This is a genomic window from Candidatus Limnocylindrales bacterium, assembly GCA_035626395.1.
Lineage (GTDB): Bacteria > Desulfobacterota > Binatia > UBA1149 > CAITLU01 > DASPNH01.
The window spans coordinates 232,352-247,750 of the sequence record DASPNR010000030.1 but is presented as its reverse complement, the minus strand read 5'-3'; the positions used below and the strand labels follow the sequence as shown (position 1 = coordinate 247,750).

At 70.2% G+C, this 15,399-nt stretch carries 15 protein-coding genes; 10 read left to right on the top strand and 5 right to left on the bottom strand.

Annotated elements, in window-relative coordinates; all coding sequences use genetic code 11:
* Window positions 1-30: 30 nt before the first annotated feature.
* Genes VEC57_10530 through VEC57_10515 form a run of 4 tightly spaced genes read right to left on the bottom strand, consistent with a single transcriptional unit; the run spans window position 31 to window position 5,195 of the window.
* Window positions 31-2,457: a hypothetical protein gene (locus VEC57_10530; protein ID HYB99553.1), complete on the bottom strand. Its 2,427-nt coding sequence runs from the start codon at window positions 2,455-2,457 to the stop codon at window positions 31-33.
* Window positions 2,454-3,182: an outer membrane lipoprotein carrier protein LolA gene (locus VEC57_10525; GenBank protein HYB99552.1), complete on the bottom strand. Its 729-nt coding sequence runs from the start codon at window positions 3,180-3,182 to the stop codon at window positions 2,454-2,456. Before VEC57_10525 ends, VEC57_10530 begins: the two co-directional genes overlap by 4 nt.
* On the bottom strand, window positions 3,166-3,585 hold the full coding sequence (locus VEC57_10520) for a thioesterase family protein (protein ID HYB99551.1): 420 nt from the start codon (window positions 3,583-3,585) through the stop codon (window positions 3,166-3,168). Before VEC57_10520 ends, VEC57_10525 begins: the two co-directional genes overlap by 17 nt.
* Window positions 3,582-5,195 carry an aromatic amino acid ammonia-lyase gene (locus VEC57_10515; protein ID HYB99550.1) on the bottom strand — a complete coding sequence of 538 codons (1,614 nt, stop codon included), beginning with the start codon at window positions 5,193-5,195 and terminating at the stop codon, window positions 3,582-3,584. The genes VEC57_10520 and VEC57_10515 overlap by 4 nt, the downstream gene beginning before the upstream one ends.
* Before the next feature lie 399 nt (window positions 5,196-5,594).
* Between VEC57_10515 and VEC57_10510 the strand changes: the two genes are divergently transcribed.
* From VEC57_10510 to VEC57_10465, 10 genes are read left to right on the top strand one after another with little or no spacing between them, the layout of a single operon-like run.
* Window positions 5,595-6,350, top strand: coding sequence for a lysophospholipid acyltransferase family protein (locus VEC57_10510; GenBank protein HYB99549.1), 756 nt, complete (start codon window positions 5,595-5,597; stop codon window positions 6,348-6,350).
* Window positions 6,337-6,606: a phosphopantetheine-binding protein gene (locus VEC57_10505; protein HYB99548.1), complete on the top strand. Its 270-nt coding sequence runs from the start codon at window positions 6,337-6,339 to the stop codon at window positions 6,604-6,606. Before VEC57_10510 ends, VEC57_10505 begins: the two co-directional genes overlap by 14 nt.
* Window positions 6,607-6,608: 2 nt before the next feature.
* Entirely contained in the window at window positions 6,609-6,866 is a 258-nt protein-coding gene (locus tag VEC57_10500) for an acyl carrier protein (GenBank protein HYB99547.1), read from the top strand.
* A complete protein-coding gene (locus VEC57_10495; protein ID HYB99546.1) occupies window positions 6,863-8,650 on the top strand; it encodes an AMP-binding protein in 1,788 nt (595 codons plus the stop codon). The genes VEC57_10500 and VEC57_10495 overlap by 4 nt, the downstream gene beginning before the upstream one ends.
* Entirely contained in the window at window positions 8,647-9,438 is a 792-nt protein-coding gene (locus tag VEC57_10490) for a glycosyltransferase family 2 protein (protein ID HYB99545.1), read from the top strand. The genes VEC57_10495 and VEC57_10490 overlap by 4 nt, the downstream gene beginning before the upstream one ends.
* Window positions 9,435-10,493 carry a hypothetical protein gene (locus tag VEC57_10485; GenBank protein HYB99544.1) on the top strand — a complete coding sequence of 353 codons (1,059 nt, stop codon included), beginning with the start codon at window positions 9,435-9,437 and terminating at the stop codon, window positions 10,491-10,493. The genes VEC57_10490 and VEC57_10485 overlap by 4 nt, the downstream gene beginning before the upstream one ends.
* Entirely contained in the window at window positions 10,486-10,974 is a 489-nt protein-coding gene (locus tag VEC57_10480; GenBank protein ID HYB99543.1) for a hypothetical protein, read from the top strand. Before VEC57_10485 ends, VEC57_10480 begins: the two co-directional genes overlap by 8 nt.
* Window positions 10,964-11,704: a 3-oxoacyl-ACP reductase FabG gene (fabG, locus tag VEC57_10475; GenBank protein ID HYB99542.1), complete on the top strand. Its 741-nt coding sequence runs from the start codon at window positions 10,964-10,966 to the stop codon at window positions 11,702-11,704. Before VEC57_10480 ends, fabG begins: the two co-directional genes overlap by 11 nt.
* Window positions 11,705-11,723: 19 nt before the next feature.
* Window positions 11,724-13,286, top strand: coding sequence for an FAD-dependent monooxygenase (locus VEC57_10470; protein HYB99541.1), 1,563 nt, complete (start codon window positions 11,724-11,726; stop codon window positions 13,284-13,286).
* Window positions 13,287-13,299: 13 nt separating this feature from the next.
* The gene (locus tag VEC57_10465; protein ID HYB99540.1) at window positions 13,300-14,277 is read left to right on the top strand and encodes a hypothetical protein; all 978 of its coding nucleotides are present in this window, start codon (window positions 13,300-13,302) and stop codon (window positions 14,275-14,277) included.
* Window positions 14,278-14,346: 69 nt separating this feature from the next.
* Here the strand turns inward: VEC57_10465 and VEC57_10460 are convergent, their stop codons facing one another.
* The gene (locus VEC57_10460; GenBank protein ID HYB99539.1) at window positions 14,347-14,799 is read right to left on the bottom strand and encodes a hypothetical protein; all 453 of its coding nucleotides are present in this window, start codon (window positions 14,797-14,799) and stop codon (window positions 14,347-14,349) included.
* Window positions 14,800-15,399 lie beyond the last annotated feature (600 nt).

Below are 15,399 nucleotides of genomic sequence, written 5' to 3'. Positions count from 1 at the left end.
CAGGGTCCTTCGATCCTCGACCGCAGGCGTCTACGAGTCCGCACCGTCGCTTTCTTCCACCAACAGCAGACTGACCGGCGCGAGCACGAGCGCGAGCAGGACCGAGAGGCCGGTGGTCAGGCCGATCGCCCGCAGCGCCGGGTGCGTGGAGATTCCGAGAACGGCGAAGGTCGCCACCGTGGTCAGGCAGCACAGCAGCAGGCTGACGAGCGTCGCCTGGAACTGACGCGGATCGCTTCGCGTATCGACAATGAACACGCCGAAGTCGGTGCCCATGCCCATGACCATCACCAGGCTGATGACGTGCAGCAGGTTGACCGGGATGCCGAGCGCGGCGAATGCCGCCAGCACGAACACCGGCACCAGCAGCGAAGGCAGGAATGCCGCCAGCGCCGGCCGCCACGCGCGGTAGCGTGCCAGCAGGATCAGCACGACCAGCACGCCGCCCATCAGGATCTGCTGCAGGCTGGTGTCGCGGAAATCGCGGTACAGCTCGTTGACGAAGTCCTTCTGCACGAAGTAGCGCGCGCCGGGGATCTCGGCGATCGAGGCGCGCACCGCCTCTTCGTCGCGCGGCCCGCGGATGTAGCTGATCGTGGCCGAGCGGCCTTCGAGCGTGAACAGCATCGGAGCGAGCAGACGGTCCAGGCCCGTACCCTGCAGGTCGGCGACCGTCAGCGGCGGCGGCGGCGCGGCGGCAAGATCGCTGCGGAACGGAGTGAATGCATCGGCGCGGAATCCCGCGGACGCGAACGCGCTCTCCACGCGCGCCGGCAGATCGGGCACGGCGCCCACGGCATCGATGTTTCGCCGCTGCAGCTGCTGCGACCATACGATGTCGGCGGCGGTGCGAAAGCCGTCGAGCGCGCCGTCCTCGCGCAGGCGATGCAGCCTGCGCGCGATCTCCTCGGTTCGCTCCAGCGCCTGCTCCTCGTCCTCGGCCTGCATCATCACCGCACGTCCCATCTCGAACGGCGACACGCGCTGGCGCACGCGCTTCTCCTCGACGTCCATGGCCGGATCGAAACTGCCGAGGCTGGTAAGGTCATCCTCCCACTGCGTGCGCGGCAGCATCACCGCGCCGGCGACCACCGCCGCCAACGGCACCGCCAGCAGCGCCAGGCGATGGCGCCGCAGCCACGCCACGGCAGCGCCCATCACGCGCGCGCTGGCTCCCGCCGCCAGCGTCGGCCGCTCGTGCTCGGACACGAACCACGGCACCACCAGCAGCGTCGTTGCCAGCGCAGCCGCGACTCCGACGGTGGCGAAGAACGCGATCTCGCGGAAGCCCGGAAAGGAAGTCAGCCCCAGCCCCGCAAAGCTCGCCATCGTCGTCAGCGCGCCCATGCTGATGGAGACGCCGACGCGCGAAACCGCTTCGCCCCGCGTGCCGCCGAGCATCGCCAGGTGGTTCAGCAGGTGCGTGGGATAGTCGATGGTGGCGCCGAGCAGGCTGGCGCCGAAGCCGAGCGTCAGCCCGTCGATGCGTCCGAACAGCACCAGGCCCAGCGACGCCGGCACGAGCAGCCCGGCCAGCATCGGCAGCGTCGCGATCAGGAAGCGGCCGAGCGAGCGGAAGAACGCCAGAAACAGCACCGCCACGCTGACGGTCGATGCGCCGACGATCCAGGGAACGTCGGCCATCATCGCCTGCTCGGCGGCGATGGCGTAGCGGCTGACGGCGCTCATCTCGAGCACGAGGTCGCCGCCGGCGTGCGCGTTGACCTGTTCGAAGGCCGCCGCGACCTCTGCGAGCAGCGGCTCCTGCTGTGCGGTGTCGAAAGACGAGTGCCGCGTGGCCAGCATCACCACGCCCCAGCCGTCGCTGGAGAAGAACACGCCGCGGCGCACCTCCAGCGTGGGGCTTTCGGCCCGCAGCCGGTCCAGGATGCGCGCGAAGAAGCCGAGCGGATCGGCGGGCAGCGTGCGCTTGACCAGAGTGCCTGCCGGCGAGGCCAGCCCCTCGACGGCCTCGCGCGCCTTGGCCGCCACCGCCTGCGGCGACAGCAGCGCGGGAATCTCGCGCTCGGGCGCCAGCGAAATCAGGCCGAAACGCCGCGAGAAGTAGACGCTCCAGACCTTCTCGAGCTCCTGGTCCTCGGGCGCGATCCGCAGCCACGCCACCTCGGAATTGCCGCGCAGCCGCTCGCCGAGCCCGGTGACCGCCACGGCGATCCTGTCGTCGTCGCCGTCGCCGCCACCCTGCGCCGCATCACCGCGGCCGTGCGCCGCATCTCCACCCTCGCCGCCGTGCGCCCGCGCTCGCGTCGTGACCGTCAGGAACATCGTGCGCGCCAGATCGCTGCGCGTCATGTAGCCGGCCAGCAGCGCCAGATCGGCGCTCTCGGGATCGGGCATGAAGTTGGTGATGTCGGACTTGAAATCGAGGTTCCGAGCGCAGAACAGCGCCAGCGCGGCCAGGAACGCGAGGAAGCTGGCGCGGATGAGCAGGATCACGATGCGGGATCTTCCCCGAACAGCTTCTTCAGCTCCTCCGCAGTGAAGCGATGCGACGAGTCGGTGGTGCCGAACACAGTGGTCGTGCGGTCGCCGTCGGGCTCGGCCATCTCCATGCGATCGATGCGCGCCTGGCGGCCCGTCATCTCGAAGGACGCGACCATGCGGCTGAGCGGCATCGAGCGCGGCACCAGACGCAGCTTCCAGGTTCCGGCGTCCGCCGAGAACTGCACGTCGTAGAGCTCGTGCAGGCGCTTCTCGTCGCCGTTGAACAGCACCACGAAGCTGTCGATCATCTGCCGGGCCATCGGGCTGCCCGACAGGTTCATGGCATTGCGCCCGGTCTCGTCCTCGAAGACGACCTTGTCGCCATCGACGACCAGCCGCGAGCGTCCGGGGCTGCTCACCTCGCGCACCAGCCGATCGGGCGGAACGAAGTAGACCGTGCCCCTGGCCACCAGCGGCTGCGACAGCAGCGCCAGGTGCTTGGTCTCCTCGAACTGCGCCACCACGCCGGTGGTCGACCGCATGCCTTCCATGAGCGCCGACAGCGTCTGCGCCTGCTCGGCGCCGGCGGCAAGCATCGCCGCAGGCGCGGCCGAGAGGAGGATCGCCAATGCGACGACGCGCAGCGGCGTGCTTGCACGCGCGAGCAGCCGGCTTGCGTGCAGGCACAGCGGCGCACGGGGCAGGCCGTTGCGGCGGTGCCTATTCGGCCTGTCCATGGATGCGCCGAACGATGCGATCGGGAGTCTCCAGCAGCAGGCGCCCTTCCAGATCCGTCGTCGCCAAAATCGTATGAGCCCGCGCCGAGCGCCGCGACGCCGTCAGGTTGGTGACTTCGTAGGCGATGCGGATGCGGTGGCGAAGATCGCCGAACCACGCCGACACGCGCAGCTGGTCCCCGTAGCGCAGCGGCCAGGCGTAGCGACAGCGCGTCTCGACGACGAGAAAACGGAAGCGCGGGCCGATGACGTCGCCGGCATCGAGGCCGCGCGACCGCAGCAGGCGGGTGCGCGCGATCTCCAGGTACTTGTAGTAGTGCCCGTGCCAGACGATGCCGAGCGGGTCGACGTCGTGAAACGGCACCTCCAGCTCCACGCACGTTTCGTGGAGGCGCTCGCTCATGCCGACGGTGCGTGACCGGGCGCCGCGGGTGCTCGCAGGTACGAGGAGGGCGGAAGCGGCAGCGCGTCGGCGCGCAGCAGCTCGAGCACCTCGGCGATGTCCCGATCCTGACGGCGATCGCCCGCCAGCGCCGGCACGCGCTCGCGCACCGCTTCGTGAAGGCGCATCAGCGGCTCCGGGATGCGGCCGCCTTCCTCCAGCCGAAGGTCGACGGCCTGGCAGGCACCGAGCAGCACGATCGCCACGACCGTCTCGCCCAGCTCGGCAAGTCGCCGCGCCTCGCGCGCGGCGATCGTCCCCATGCTGACCTTGTCCTGGTTGTGCGACTCGGTGCTGCGGCTGAACACGGCGGCAGGCAGGCTCGTCTTGAGCGCCTCGGCGGCAAGCGCCGAGGCCGTGATCTGCATGGCCTTGAAGCCGTGGTGCGCCACCGCCGCCTCACCGCTTCTGCCGACGAGGTTCGCGGGCAGGCCGCCGCTGGTCTCGGGAAGGCACAGCAGCACCAGCTGGCGATCGAGCAGATCGGCCACGCCGGCCATCGCTCCCTTGAGCGCGTCGAGCGCGAACACGACGTGGCCGCCGTAGAAGTTGCCGCCGTGCAGGACGCAGTCGCCGTCCGCGTCGACGACGGGATTGTCGTTGACGCCGCCGATCTCGATGTCGAGAACCGACTTCGTCAGCGTGACGGCGTCGGCCAGCACGCCGATCACGTGCGGCGCGCAGCGGATGGAGTAGCGATCCTGCACGCGCAGCGCCGGCTCGGCGTCGCCCTTGCCGAACATGCTGCGGATCCAGCCGCCGGCCGCCAACGTTCCGGCGTGGGGCTTGAGGCCGAGGATGCGCTCGTCGAAGTGCTCGCGATTGCCGCCGGTGGCGGCGCTGACCATGGCGGTGACGGCGCACGCAGCGCGCGCGATGCGGTCGGCGCGAGAAAGCGCGAGCGCGCCGATGCCGGCCATGACGCTGGTTCCGTTCATCAGCGCCAGGCTTTCCTTCGGCTCCAGCACCAGCGGCTCCAGGCCGGCCGCGGCCAGTGCCTGCGGTGCGCCGACGAGCGCGCCGCCGACGACGGCTTCGCCCTCGCCGGCGAGCAGAGCCGCTACGTACGAGAGCGGCGTCAGATCGCCGCTGGCGCCGACCGACCCTTCCTCGGGAATGCGCGGCAGCACTCCGGCCGCCAGCAGCGCCGCCAGATGCTCGAGCACCTGCAGGCGAACGGCGGAATAGCCGCGGCAGAGCGAGGCCAGGCGAGCGGCCACGACGGCCGCCGTCTCGGCGCGATCCAGCGCGGCGCCGGTTCCGCAGCCGTGCATGCGAAAGAGGTTGTGCGGCAGATCGCTCTGAAACCGCGACGGGATGTCGGTGTCGACCGAGGCTCCCACGCCCGTCGAGACACCGTAGACGGTGCGGCCTTCGGCCAGCGCGCGTGCCAGGACGTCGCGGCCCGACTGGATGCGCGCTCGCCACTGCGGATCGGCGCTCAACGCCGGCACCGCCAGCCCATGCGCGAGCGCGACGACGTCGTCGACGCCGATGCCGGCGGAGCCGAAGACGATGCGCGGCTCTTCGCTGCGGCGTGCAGCGACCGCTGGGCGGGACGGAGGCGTCATGGATCGCCACTCATAGGGCAGAGACCCATCGGAATCGAGTCCGCGTGCACGAGCGACCAGCCGGAGGCGGTCGCGGAAAGTCCCATCTGGCGCGCGGGCGCCTCCCCGTCGTCCTGGGCGCCAGCCGCGCCCGGCGCCGGGAAAATTCCGCTGTCGCTGCTTTCGCTTAGACGCCGGTATGAGGTATCCACGCAGACAGGAGTCAGCGGCTTGGCCCTCGTATCCACGCGTACGCGAGCGGCCGGCGAGCCCGAAACGGACGCCCTCTCGTCGCGGCAACCATCCCCACGGCCCGGTGCCCTCGCCTCCCACGGCCAGGGCCAGCAAGGCGACTTTCGAGCGAGCCTGGGATGGCGTGCGCGGCGCAGGTGGCGTCAGGTCCGGCTCGGCGCGGCGTTCGTGCAGTTCGGCCTGACGGCACTGGCGGTGGCCTTCGTGGCCGCGCCGGTGCTGCGACGGCGGGCGCGCTCGCGAGAGGAGTCGGAGCTGGCCGTCCAGCGCGTGATCCACCGCGCCTTTCGCGCGTCGGTCCGGCTCTGGCAGGCCATCGGCCTGATCCGCGTGGATGCGGCCGGCGCGGCGGCCGAGCTGCGGAGGCACGGACCCTGCGTGGTGGTGGCCAATCACCCGACGCTGATCGACGTGGTTCTGATGGGAAGCCTGCTCGAACAGATGGACTGCATCGTCAACGCCGGATGGACCGCCCACAGTCCGTTCCTGGCGCGCGCCATCGAGGTCGCCGGTTATCTGCCCAACGACAGCGGGCGAGCGATGGTCGACGACTGTACCGAGCGTCTTGCCCGCGGCCGCAGCCTGCTCGTCTTCCCCGAAGGCACGCGCTCGCCGTGGCCGCGCCACCCTGGCGCCGGCGACGAGCCGGTCGGCAAGTACCATCGCGGCGCCGCGTACATCGCGCTGGCCAGCGGCATGCCGATCGTGGCGGTGACGATCCAGTGCAGACCTCGCTTCCTCGGCAGCGCACGCAAGTGGCATGATGTTCCCGAGGGCCCTTCCTGCTTCACCTTGCGCGTGGCCAGACGCATCGACCCGAAAGACTACTCGAACAGCGGCGAGGGCCTTCCCCTGCAGGCCCGCCGCCTGACCCATGACCTTCGGCAGATCTATCTTCAGGAGCCCGACCTTGCAGACGCGTGAGCAACTCCACCAGGAAATCAAAGAGCTGATCGTGGAGGTCCTGGCTCTGGAAGACGTCCGTCCCGAGGAGATCGAGACCGATGCGCCGCTGTTCATCGAAGGCCTCGGCCTCGATTCCATCGACGCGCTCGAGCTGGCGATGGGGCTGGAGGAGAAGTACGGCGTGCTCGTGACGGATGATCCCGAGCGCAACGAGAAGATCTTCGCGTCGGTTTCAAGCCTGGCCGATTTCGTCACCGCGGAGCGCACGCGATAGCCGTGACACGCAACGAGCTCCTCGCACGCCTGACCGAGATCCTGGTTTCGGAATTCGAGCTGGAAGCGCAGTCCATCACGCCGCAGGCGCGCCTGGTCGAGGACCTGGATCTGGACAGCATCGACGGGGTCAGCATCGCGGTGCGCGTCGAAGCGCAGTTCGGCGTGGTGCTCAGCGACGAGGAGATCGCCGCCATGACAACCGTCGGCGACGTGCTGGACGCCCTCGAAAAACGCCTCGGAGGCGCGTCGGCCGCGTGAGCCGGCCGCTCTCGGAGCTGCTCGTCCGCTCAGGCGATGCCGCCACGCCGGTGGCGTTCGGCGCCGAAGGCTCTCGCACGCTCGCCGATCTGGCCGCGGATGCGACCGCACTGGCACGCAGGCTCGGCGGTCGGCGCGACGCGCGCTGGCTCGTCGACAGCGAGGACGGTTACCGCGTGGCGGTGACGGTGATCGCGGCAGGAATCGCCGGCGCGCGCGCCGCTCTTCCTCCCAACCTGCAGCCGGGAACGATCGGCGGCCTCGCGGCCGACTGCGCGGTCGTGCTTTCCAGCGAGCGGCGCGGCAGCGTCGCGGGCACCGAGGTCGTCGATCCGCTCGAGCCCGCACGATGCGAGGTGCGCGATGGCGGAGGTGGCGTTGCGAGCCTCGACCGCGACGCTCCGCTGGTGGAGCTGTTCACCTCGGGAACCAGCGGCGCCGGCAAGCGCGTCATCAAGTCCCTGCGGCATCTCGAGGACGAGGTCGTCACGCTCGAGCGCGAGCTGGCCGCACCAGCCGCACTCGATCCCGCGTCGCCCGTGCTGGCGACGGCCTCGCCCCGCCATCTCTACGGCCTGCTGTTCCGGGTGCTGTGGCCGCTGGCATACGGCCGGCCATTCCTTCGCACGAGCCTGCTGCTGCCGGACGAGCTGCTGCAGCAGGCGGCGGCAACCGGCCGCCGTGTGGCGCTGGTGTCGACGCCCGCTCATCTGCGGCACCTCGTGGCGTGTCCGCGTCTTCCTGCAGCGGCCGCGTCCATCGCTGCCGTCTTCTCCTCGGGCGGCCCGCTGGAGGAAGCCACGGCGCGCGCACTCGAGGCCGTGCTCGGCCAGGCACCCATCGAGATCTTCGGGTCCACCGAAACCGGCGGCGTCGCGTACCGCCGCACCTGCTCGGCGCAACCGCAGCCGCCGTGGCAGACGATGCCGGCGGTGCGCGTGCATCTGGACTCGAAGTCGCAACTGGTCGTCGAGTCCCCATTCGTCACCGCGCCCGAAGGCGAAGACGTCACTGCGTGCACGTTCACGATGGGCGACCGCGCCGAGCTGGTCGCGGGAGGATTTCGTCTAGCGGGGCGCACCGATCGCGTTGCCAAGATCGGCGAGAAGACATTCTCGCTGCCGGCGCTCGAGGAGGACTTGCGGCAGCATCCGTGGGTCGAGAGCGCGGCGGCGGCCACCTACGGCGACAAGACCGGCCTGCGTATCGGAGCGCTGGTCGTGTTGTCGCGCCAGGGCCGGCTCGCGCTCGCGCAGAACGGCCGCCGCCTTGCGCAGGGCGAGCTGGCCGAGCACCTGGCACGAACGTGGGACCGCCTGGCGCTGCCGCGACGCTGGCGCTTCGCCGAGCGCCTTCCGTTCGACGAACGCGGCAAGCTCGCCGCCGCGGCGGTGCAGGCCGAGCTGACGGCGGCGGCGCCGCAGGTGCTGGCGCCGGTCGTGCTGTCCGAGAAACGCGATGAGACCGCGCTCGAGCGCGAGCTGGTCGTGCCGCGCGATCTGGCCTTCCTCGAAGGCCACTACGAGGCGTTCCCGCTGGTGCAGGGAGTGGTGCAGATCGAATGGGCGATGCGCGCGCTGGCCGACCTGCTCGGGAGCATGCCGGCGGTGGCGCGCATGGAAGCGGTCAAGTTCAAGGACGTGCTGCGACCGGCGCAGACGTTCACGCTGCGCCTCGTGCTCGATGCTGCGTCGGCGCGCGCGGATTTCACGCTTGCCGACGGTGCGCGCACGTTCTCGAGCGGTCGCGTCGTCCTGGCGGCTGCGGCGGAGGCGCGCGTGTGAACGTCTGCCTGCTGATTCCGCACTACGATCATGCGCGCGCCATCGGGCCGCTCCTTGCGCGCCTGCAGAAGCACGGCCTGCCGTGCATCGTCGTCGACGACGGCAGCGACGATGCGGCCCGCGAGGTCCTGCACGAGCAGGCGAGACTTCATCCGTGGCTGCGCCTGGTGCTGCGCGACGTCAACGGCGGGCAGGGCGCCGCCAAGCGCACCGGCTACCGCGCCGCGCGGCAGGCCGGCTTCAGCCACAGCATCGAGCTCGACGCCGACGGCCAGCACGACACCGACGACATCCCGCGCTTCCTCGAGCTCATCCGCAGGCACCCTCACGCGTTCGTGATGGGCGTGCCGGTGTTCGGCGACGACGTTCCGCGCAGCCGGCTGTGGGGACGGCAGCTGTCGCGCGGCCTGGTCTGGGCAGCGTGCGCGTCGCGCGCCATCGTCGATCCGCTCTGCGGCTACCGCGCCCTGCCGCTGGCGACGGCGCTCGCCGTCATCGAGCGGTGGCACACCGGCGACCGCATGAGCTTCGACCCCGAGTTCGCGGTGCGCATGTACTGGTCGGGCGCGCCCATCCTGACGGTGCCCACACGCGTCTCGTACCCCACCGACGGCGTCTCGCACTTCGACATGGTCAGGGACAATCTCCGGCTTGCCGGAACGTACGCGCGCCTGCTGGCCGAGCTGCCGCTGGCGGCGCCGGGCATCATCGCGGCGCGGCGGCGCGCAAGACGGCTGATGCAGCAGGACAGGGGCGAGCTCGCCGCCGGCGTGTCGCAGGAACGATGAGAACGCCCGAGGCGCACGAGCACGACGAGCTGGCGGCGGGCATTGCCGCCGCCGGCGACGCCGTCGAGCCCGCGCCGGCGCCGGTCAAGGGCGGCGGCTGGGGACGCATTCCCGAGCGTGGGTCGCTGGCGTGGCTGCGCATCATGAACGCGATCTATCGCGGGCTGGGCAGGCGCGCGTGCCTGTGGGTGCTCTATCCGGTCGCGTTCTACTTCACGCTGTTCGCCGGAACCGCGCGCCGAGCCTCGCGCGGATACCTGGCCACGCTGTGGCAGACGCCCCAGGGACGCGCCGCTCTCGGCCGCGAGCCCGGGCTGGCGATGACGTTCCGGCACATCCACGAGTTCTCGATCAACATCTTCGACCGCATGGTGGCGTGGGGAGGCGGCCTCGGTCAGATCCGCTTCACGCACGACGGCAGCGAAATACTGTTCGATCATGCGGCCTCCGGCCGCGGCGCCATCCTGATGGGCGCGCACCTGGGCAGCTTCGACATGATGCGGCTGCTCGCCGACAAGTACACGATGACCGTCAACGTGCTGATGTTCACGCGGCATGCGGCGCGCATCAACACGTTCTTCGAGCAGCTCGATCCGACCAGCCGCGTGCGCGTGCTCGAGGTCGAGCCAGGATCGATGCGCACGGCGTTCGTCATCAAGGAGTGCATCGATCGCGGCGAGTTCGTCGGCATCCTCGGTGACCGCATCCATCCGGGCGGCCGCGACCGCCCGGTGGAGATCTCGTTTCTCGGACGGCCGGCGATGTTCTCGCTGACGCCGTTCCTGCTGGCCACGCTGCTCGGCTGTCCACTGATCTTCACGCAGTGCCTGCGGCTCGACGATGCGACGTACGAGTCTTCCGCGCGCCTGCTCGGCGACGGCTCCTACCCTCGCCGCGGCCGCGCGCTGCGCGCGCGCCAGCTGCTGGAAGCGTACGTGGCCGAGCTCGAGAGGAGCTGTTTCCGAGCGCCGTATCAGTGGTTCAACTTCTTCGACTACTGGCAGGGCGACAAGGCCGGGCACCAGCGGCGATCGGGCGTCGGCGACGATGCCTGAAGGCCGGTATCCGCCCGTGGCCGAGCTGCTCCCGCACCGCGGCCCGGCCATCCTCCTCCACCGCGTGCTGCGGCACGACGAGCGCGAGACACGCTGCCTGGTGCGCGTGGACGACAGCACTCTGTTCGCGCGCGCCGACGGCTCGGTACCGGCATGGATCGGGTTGGAGTACATGGCCCAGACGGTGGCGGCGCACGGCGGCCTCCTCGACCGCGCCGCCGCGCGGCCGCCACGGCCCGGATTGTTCCTCGGGTCGCGCCGGCTCGCGTTCGCCGTCGATCGCTTCGAAGCGGGCACGGTGCTGGAGGCAAGGGCGCGGCACCTGCGCGGCAACGCGCAGATGATGGCCTTCGACTGCAGTCTGCTCGCCCGCGACGGCGACAGCGTGCTGGTGTCGGGCATCCTCAACGTTTATCTGGTGGACAGCTTCGAGGCGCTCACCAGCGACTTCCGCCGGCAGGAACGGGACGATGCAGACTAGCTCCAGACGGCGAGTGCTGGTGACCGGAGCCAGCGGCGGAATCGGCGCGGCCATCGCGCTGGCGCTCGCGCGCGACGGCTTCGACGTCGTCGTGCACTTCCGCTCCGGCGTCGACGCCGCCGCCGCCACCGCCGCCGCGATCGAGAGCGCGACCGGCAGCGCGCCTCGCCTCCTGCGCTTCGACGTGGCCGATCGCGAGGCCACGGGCGCAGCGCTGGCGGCCGAGCTGGCCGAGGCGGGACCCTTCTGGGGCGTCGTGGCCAATGCCGGCATTCACGCGGACGCGCCGCTGCCGGCGATGAAGCCGGAGGCATGGGACAGCGTGCTGCGCACCAACCTGGACGGCTTCTACAATCTCGTGCAGCCTCTGGTCATGCCCATGGTGCGCGCACGCCGCGGAGGACGCATCGTCGCCATCTCCTCCATCGCCGGCATCGCCGGCAACCGCGGGCAGGCCAACTACGCCGCCTCCAAGGCCGGCGTGATCGCCGCTGCCAAATCCGTGGCGCAGGAGCTGGCCAAGCGCGCGATCACGGTCAACTGCGTCGCGCCCGGCCTGATCGACACCGACATGATCGCCGGCGCGCCGGTCGAAGAGATCACCAGGATGATCCCGATGAAGCGCCTCGGGCGGCCCGAAGAAGTCGCCGCGACGGTCGCATTCCTGTTCTCCGAAGGCGCCTCCTACATCACCGGCCAGGTCATCTCGGTCAATGGCGGCATGCTGTGAAGCGGGACGTGGCGAAGCGATGAAGTGGGACGTTGCCATCCTCGGCGGCGGCTTTGCCGGGCAGATGCTGGCGCGCCAGCTCGTGCGCACGCAGCCGGGCCTGCGCATCGGCGTCTTCGAGCGCTCCACCGAGACCAGCTTCAAGGTCGGAGAGGCCACCGTCGAGATCGGTGCCAACTATCTGGTGCGGCGCCAGGGCCTGCTGCGCTACATGTACGACCACCACTATCCGAAGAACGGCCTGCGCTACTTCTTCGACAACGAGGAGCGCAACGCGCCGCTGGAGAGCCTGAGCGAGATCGGGCCGATCAATCTGCCCTTCCACGCCGCCTTCCAGATCGATCGCGCACGCATCGAGAAGGACCTGGCCGTCATGAACGCCGACGCGGGCATCGAGGTGCGAAGCGGCGTGGTCGCCCGCCCGGTCGACGTGCGCGACGACGGCGGCGAGCACCGCTTCAGCGTCGAGAGCGGCTCGGGGACCGAGCAGCACACGGCCCGGTGGCTCGTCGATGCCAGCGGGCGCGCCGAGCTGATCGCGCGCGCCAAGGGCCTGCGGGTGCGCGAGGAAGGCCATCGCATCGGCTCGGTGTGGGGCCGCTTCGAGAACGTCGTCGACATCGACAGCTACGGGCCGCCTTCGTTTCGCGAGCGCGTGCGCCACTCGGTGCGCGGCCTTTCCACCGTGCACTTCTGGTATCCCGGCTACTGGATCTGGTTCATCCCGCTGCGCGGCGGCATCACCAGCGTCGGCGCCGTCGGCCTGAGCGCCGAACAGATCGCGAGGGTGCGGACCATCGAGGGCTTTCGCTCGTTCCTGGACAGTCACGGCGCGGTGCGCACGCTTCTGCGCGGCGCGACCGCCGTCGACATCGGCAGCTACACGCAGATCGCCTATGGCACGCGCCAGTTCTTCAGCACGGGACGCTGGGGCCTGACCGGCGAGGCCGCGACCTCCGCCGATCCGCTCTACAGCCCGGGCACCGACTTCATCGCGCTCGAGAACGATTTCCTCACCGACCTGATCACGCGCGACATGGGCGGCGCCACGGCCAAGGAGATGGCCGAGCGCACGATGCTCTACAACGACTTCGTGCAGCTTCGGCACGAGGCGACGCTGGCGCTGTACCGCGGCCAGTATGCCGACTCGGGCAGCTTCGAGCTGTCGCGCGTCAAGTGGGACCTCGACATCGCTTCCTACTTCAACCTGTGGGTGACGCCGTACATGTGCGACGAGCACCTCGACCGGATGTGGCTCAAGCGCCAGCTGCGCATGAAGCCGCTGATCCTGAGCGCGCTCAACAACTTCGGCGAGCTCTTCTGCGAGGTGGCGCGTACGCTGCGGCGGGACGGGCGCTTCTTCGCCAAGAACCTCGGCCACTTCTCCTACGGACTGGAGAACATCGACTTCATCAGCGAGGTGGGCCTTCCCCGCTCGCGCAAGCGCGTGCTGGAGAAGCAGGCGCAGATCTTCAACACGGTGCGCTGCAGCGCGCTGGAGCTGCTCGGCCGCCACGAGGCGGCCCGGCCCATGCAGCCGCTGCCGCTGACGGCGTTCGTCGGCGATCAGCCGATGCTGTGAGCGTACGGCGAGCGTGAGCGCTTCGAGCTCCGATCGCGGCAATGGCGCCAGCAGCGATGCGCCGCGTGCAGAAGCTCGCGGCAACGGCGATCGCGCCGGCACCCACGCATCGGCGGCCGCCCGCGCAGGCGAGGACGTTCCGTCCGATGCAGGGCCCGACGGCGACCGCTTCGAGATCGACGACGCGCGGCGCGAGGTGCTCGACCGTCACGCCCGATACATCGCCGAGCACCACGGCCGCGACGTTCCGCTGACGGCGCGGCAGATGTTCGCGCCGCCGGCCGACGTGACGCCGGCGCAGGGCATCGGGCTGCTGGCCGTGATGGGCATGGTCGTGCTGAGCTCGGTTGCCGGCGGGCGGGCGCTGAACAGCCTCGGCGTGCGCGGCTTCGCACTGGTGATGCTGGTGCCGGCGATGGTCGCGGCGATCACGATGCGCGGCGCGCCGGCGACCGCCTCCCTGTCAGCCAATGAGCGCGCCACGCTGCTGGCAATTCTCGCCATCGCGGTGCTGACCGGCAGCGAGCTGGCGATCCAGCTGCTGCCTGCGCTCGTGCATGCCGCCGTTGCCCGCCTGATGATGGCCAGCCTGCAAGGGGAGGAATCGCTGATCGAGCGGACGGCGCGCGTCTGGCATCCGCTGGCGCCGGATTTCATCCGTCCCTACTGCCGCAAGCTGACGGTCGTTTGGGCGTGGCTCTTCGGCATCAGCGCCGCGGTCAGCGCCGCGCTGGCGCTCATCGGGTGGAAGCAGGCCTGGCAGGCCTGGTGCGGATGGATCTTCTGGAGCGTGCTGGCAGCGTTCGTGGCGCTCGAGTTCGTGTGGCGCAAGGCGTGGTTCCGCTACTATGGAAGCGGCCCGCTGGATCGATTGCTGGCGCGCGTGTTTCCACCGCAGGCAACTGCGCGCGGCCGCCGCTCAATGGCGTACATGCGTCTCATGCGCGAGGAGCTTGCCCGCCGCGCCGAAGCTCACCGCACCTCTCGGTGACGAGGATACGGGCCGGCGCAATCCGCCGGTCCCTCCGATCAACGGTCCTCGATCCGCTGCGCGAAGCGGCTACGGAGCCGCGACCAGCAGCCGGTCGGACGCATTCTTGGCAGCCGCCAGAGCGCGCGACAGCTGGAAGCCGGGCGTGCCGACGACGCCTGCGTCGGCCGCCGCCGGGGCCGGCGTCGACGTGCCCTGCGCGGCCTCGGCCGGCGTGGAGGTCGCCTGCGCCTGCGCCAGGCTCGAATCCAGTGCGGCCTGCTCTGCAGCCGTCTGGCCGTCGGCTGGCGGCGTCTGTTCGGCCGACGTCTGACGTGCGGCCGCCAGCTTGGACAGTCGCGCCATGACCGGCTCGGGAAGAGCCGGCGCCACTGGCTCGGCTGCCGGCGCAGGCTCGGCCGCCGGCGGCGGCGCAACGCCGAGCAGCGCACGCAAGATGGCCACGTCCTGCGTCTCGGCCTGCGCCGTGCCTGGTTCGGCGGCCGCTGCCGAGGCCGTGCCGATCAGCAGCGCGCCCGCCATCGCCACTGCCTGCGAGATCGGCCGAACAATCGAATGTGCGTATCGTGATGTCCCTTCGTGCTTTCGCATCGCTCCCTCTCGACACCGGTTGCTTCCCCAAGAGACACCCGGACCAAGGCCAGCGTTTCAATTTCCGTTCCGGCGGTGGGCCGTGCAGGCCCAGGTGGGACGTACCTTCTTACCGCCCGCTCGCTCTGGGTCAGTCCCAGCTGCGAGGCGTTCCTGAGCCGGCGCGTGGGCGCCTGCTCCCTGCTCGACGGCCGCGCGATGCGCGACCTTCCATGCGCGTAGTGTACCCGGCTGCGGACGCAGCGCCAGAGATTTACTGTTCCGGATGAAAAAAAATCCGGACGACGCAGCGTCCGTGGCGGGCAAGCCCTAGCCTGTTGATATACAAAGGTTTACGGTCCTTCGCCGGACGCATCGATGCAGGCCCGCGGACCTCCGGCGACATGACGGCAGGGCCCTGCGTGAAGTTTCCCTTATTGGCGCATTGAGCAATTGGCGCACGCTCCTCCATCGCCGCCGGCGCCCGCCGGCCACTCAGTCTCGCCCAATGTTCCAGCATCCATGAACATCGCTGGAAGGCGGCGGGTCCAA

Excerpts from the sequence above, each read along its gene's own strand:
- VEC57_10525 (HYB99552.1), bottom strand. The coding sequence starts at position 3,182 with ATGGACAGGCCGAATAGGCACCGCCGCAACGGCCTGCCCCGTGCGCCG.
- VEC57_10520 (HYB99551.1), bottom strand. The coding sequence starts at position 3,585 with ATGAGCGAGCGCCTCCACGAAACGTGCGTGGAGCTGGAGGTGCCGTTT.
- fabG (HYB99542.1), top strand. The coding sequence starts at position 10,964 with ATGCAGACTAGCTCCAGACGGCGAGTGCTGGTGACCGGAGCCAGCGGC.
- VEC57_10460 (HYB99539.1), bottom strand. The coding sequence starts at position 14,799 with ATGGCGGGCGCGCTGCTGATCGGCACGGCCTCGGCAGCGGCCGCCGAA.
- VEC57_10480 (HYB99543.1), top strand. The coding sequence starts at position 10,486 with ATGCCTGAAGGCCGGTATCCGCCCGTGGCCGAGCTGCTCCCGCACCGC.
- VEC57_10485 (HYB99544.1), top strand. The coding sequence starts at position 9,435 with ATGAGAACGCCCGAGGCGCACGAGCACGACGAGCTGGCGGCGGGCATT.
- VEC57_10470 (HYB99541.1), top strand. The coding sequence starts at position 11,724 with ATGAAGTGGGACGTTGCCATCCTCGGCGGCGGCTTTGCCGGGCAGATG.
- VEC57_10515 (HYB99550.1), bottom strand. The coding sequence starts at position 5,195 with ATGACGCCTCCGTCCCGCCCAGCGGTCGCTGCACGCCGCAGCGAAGAG.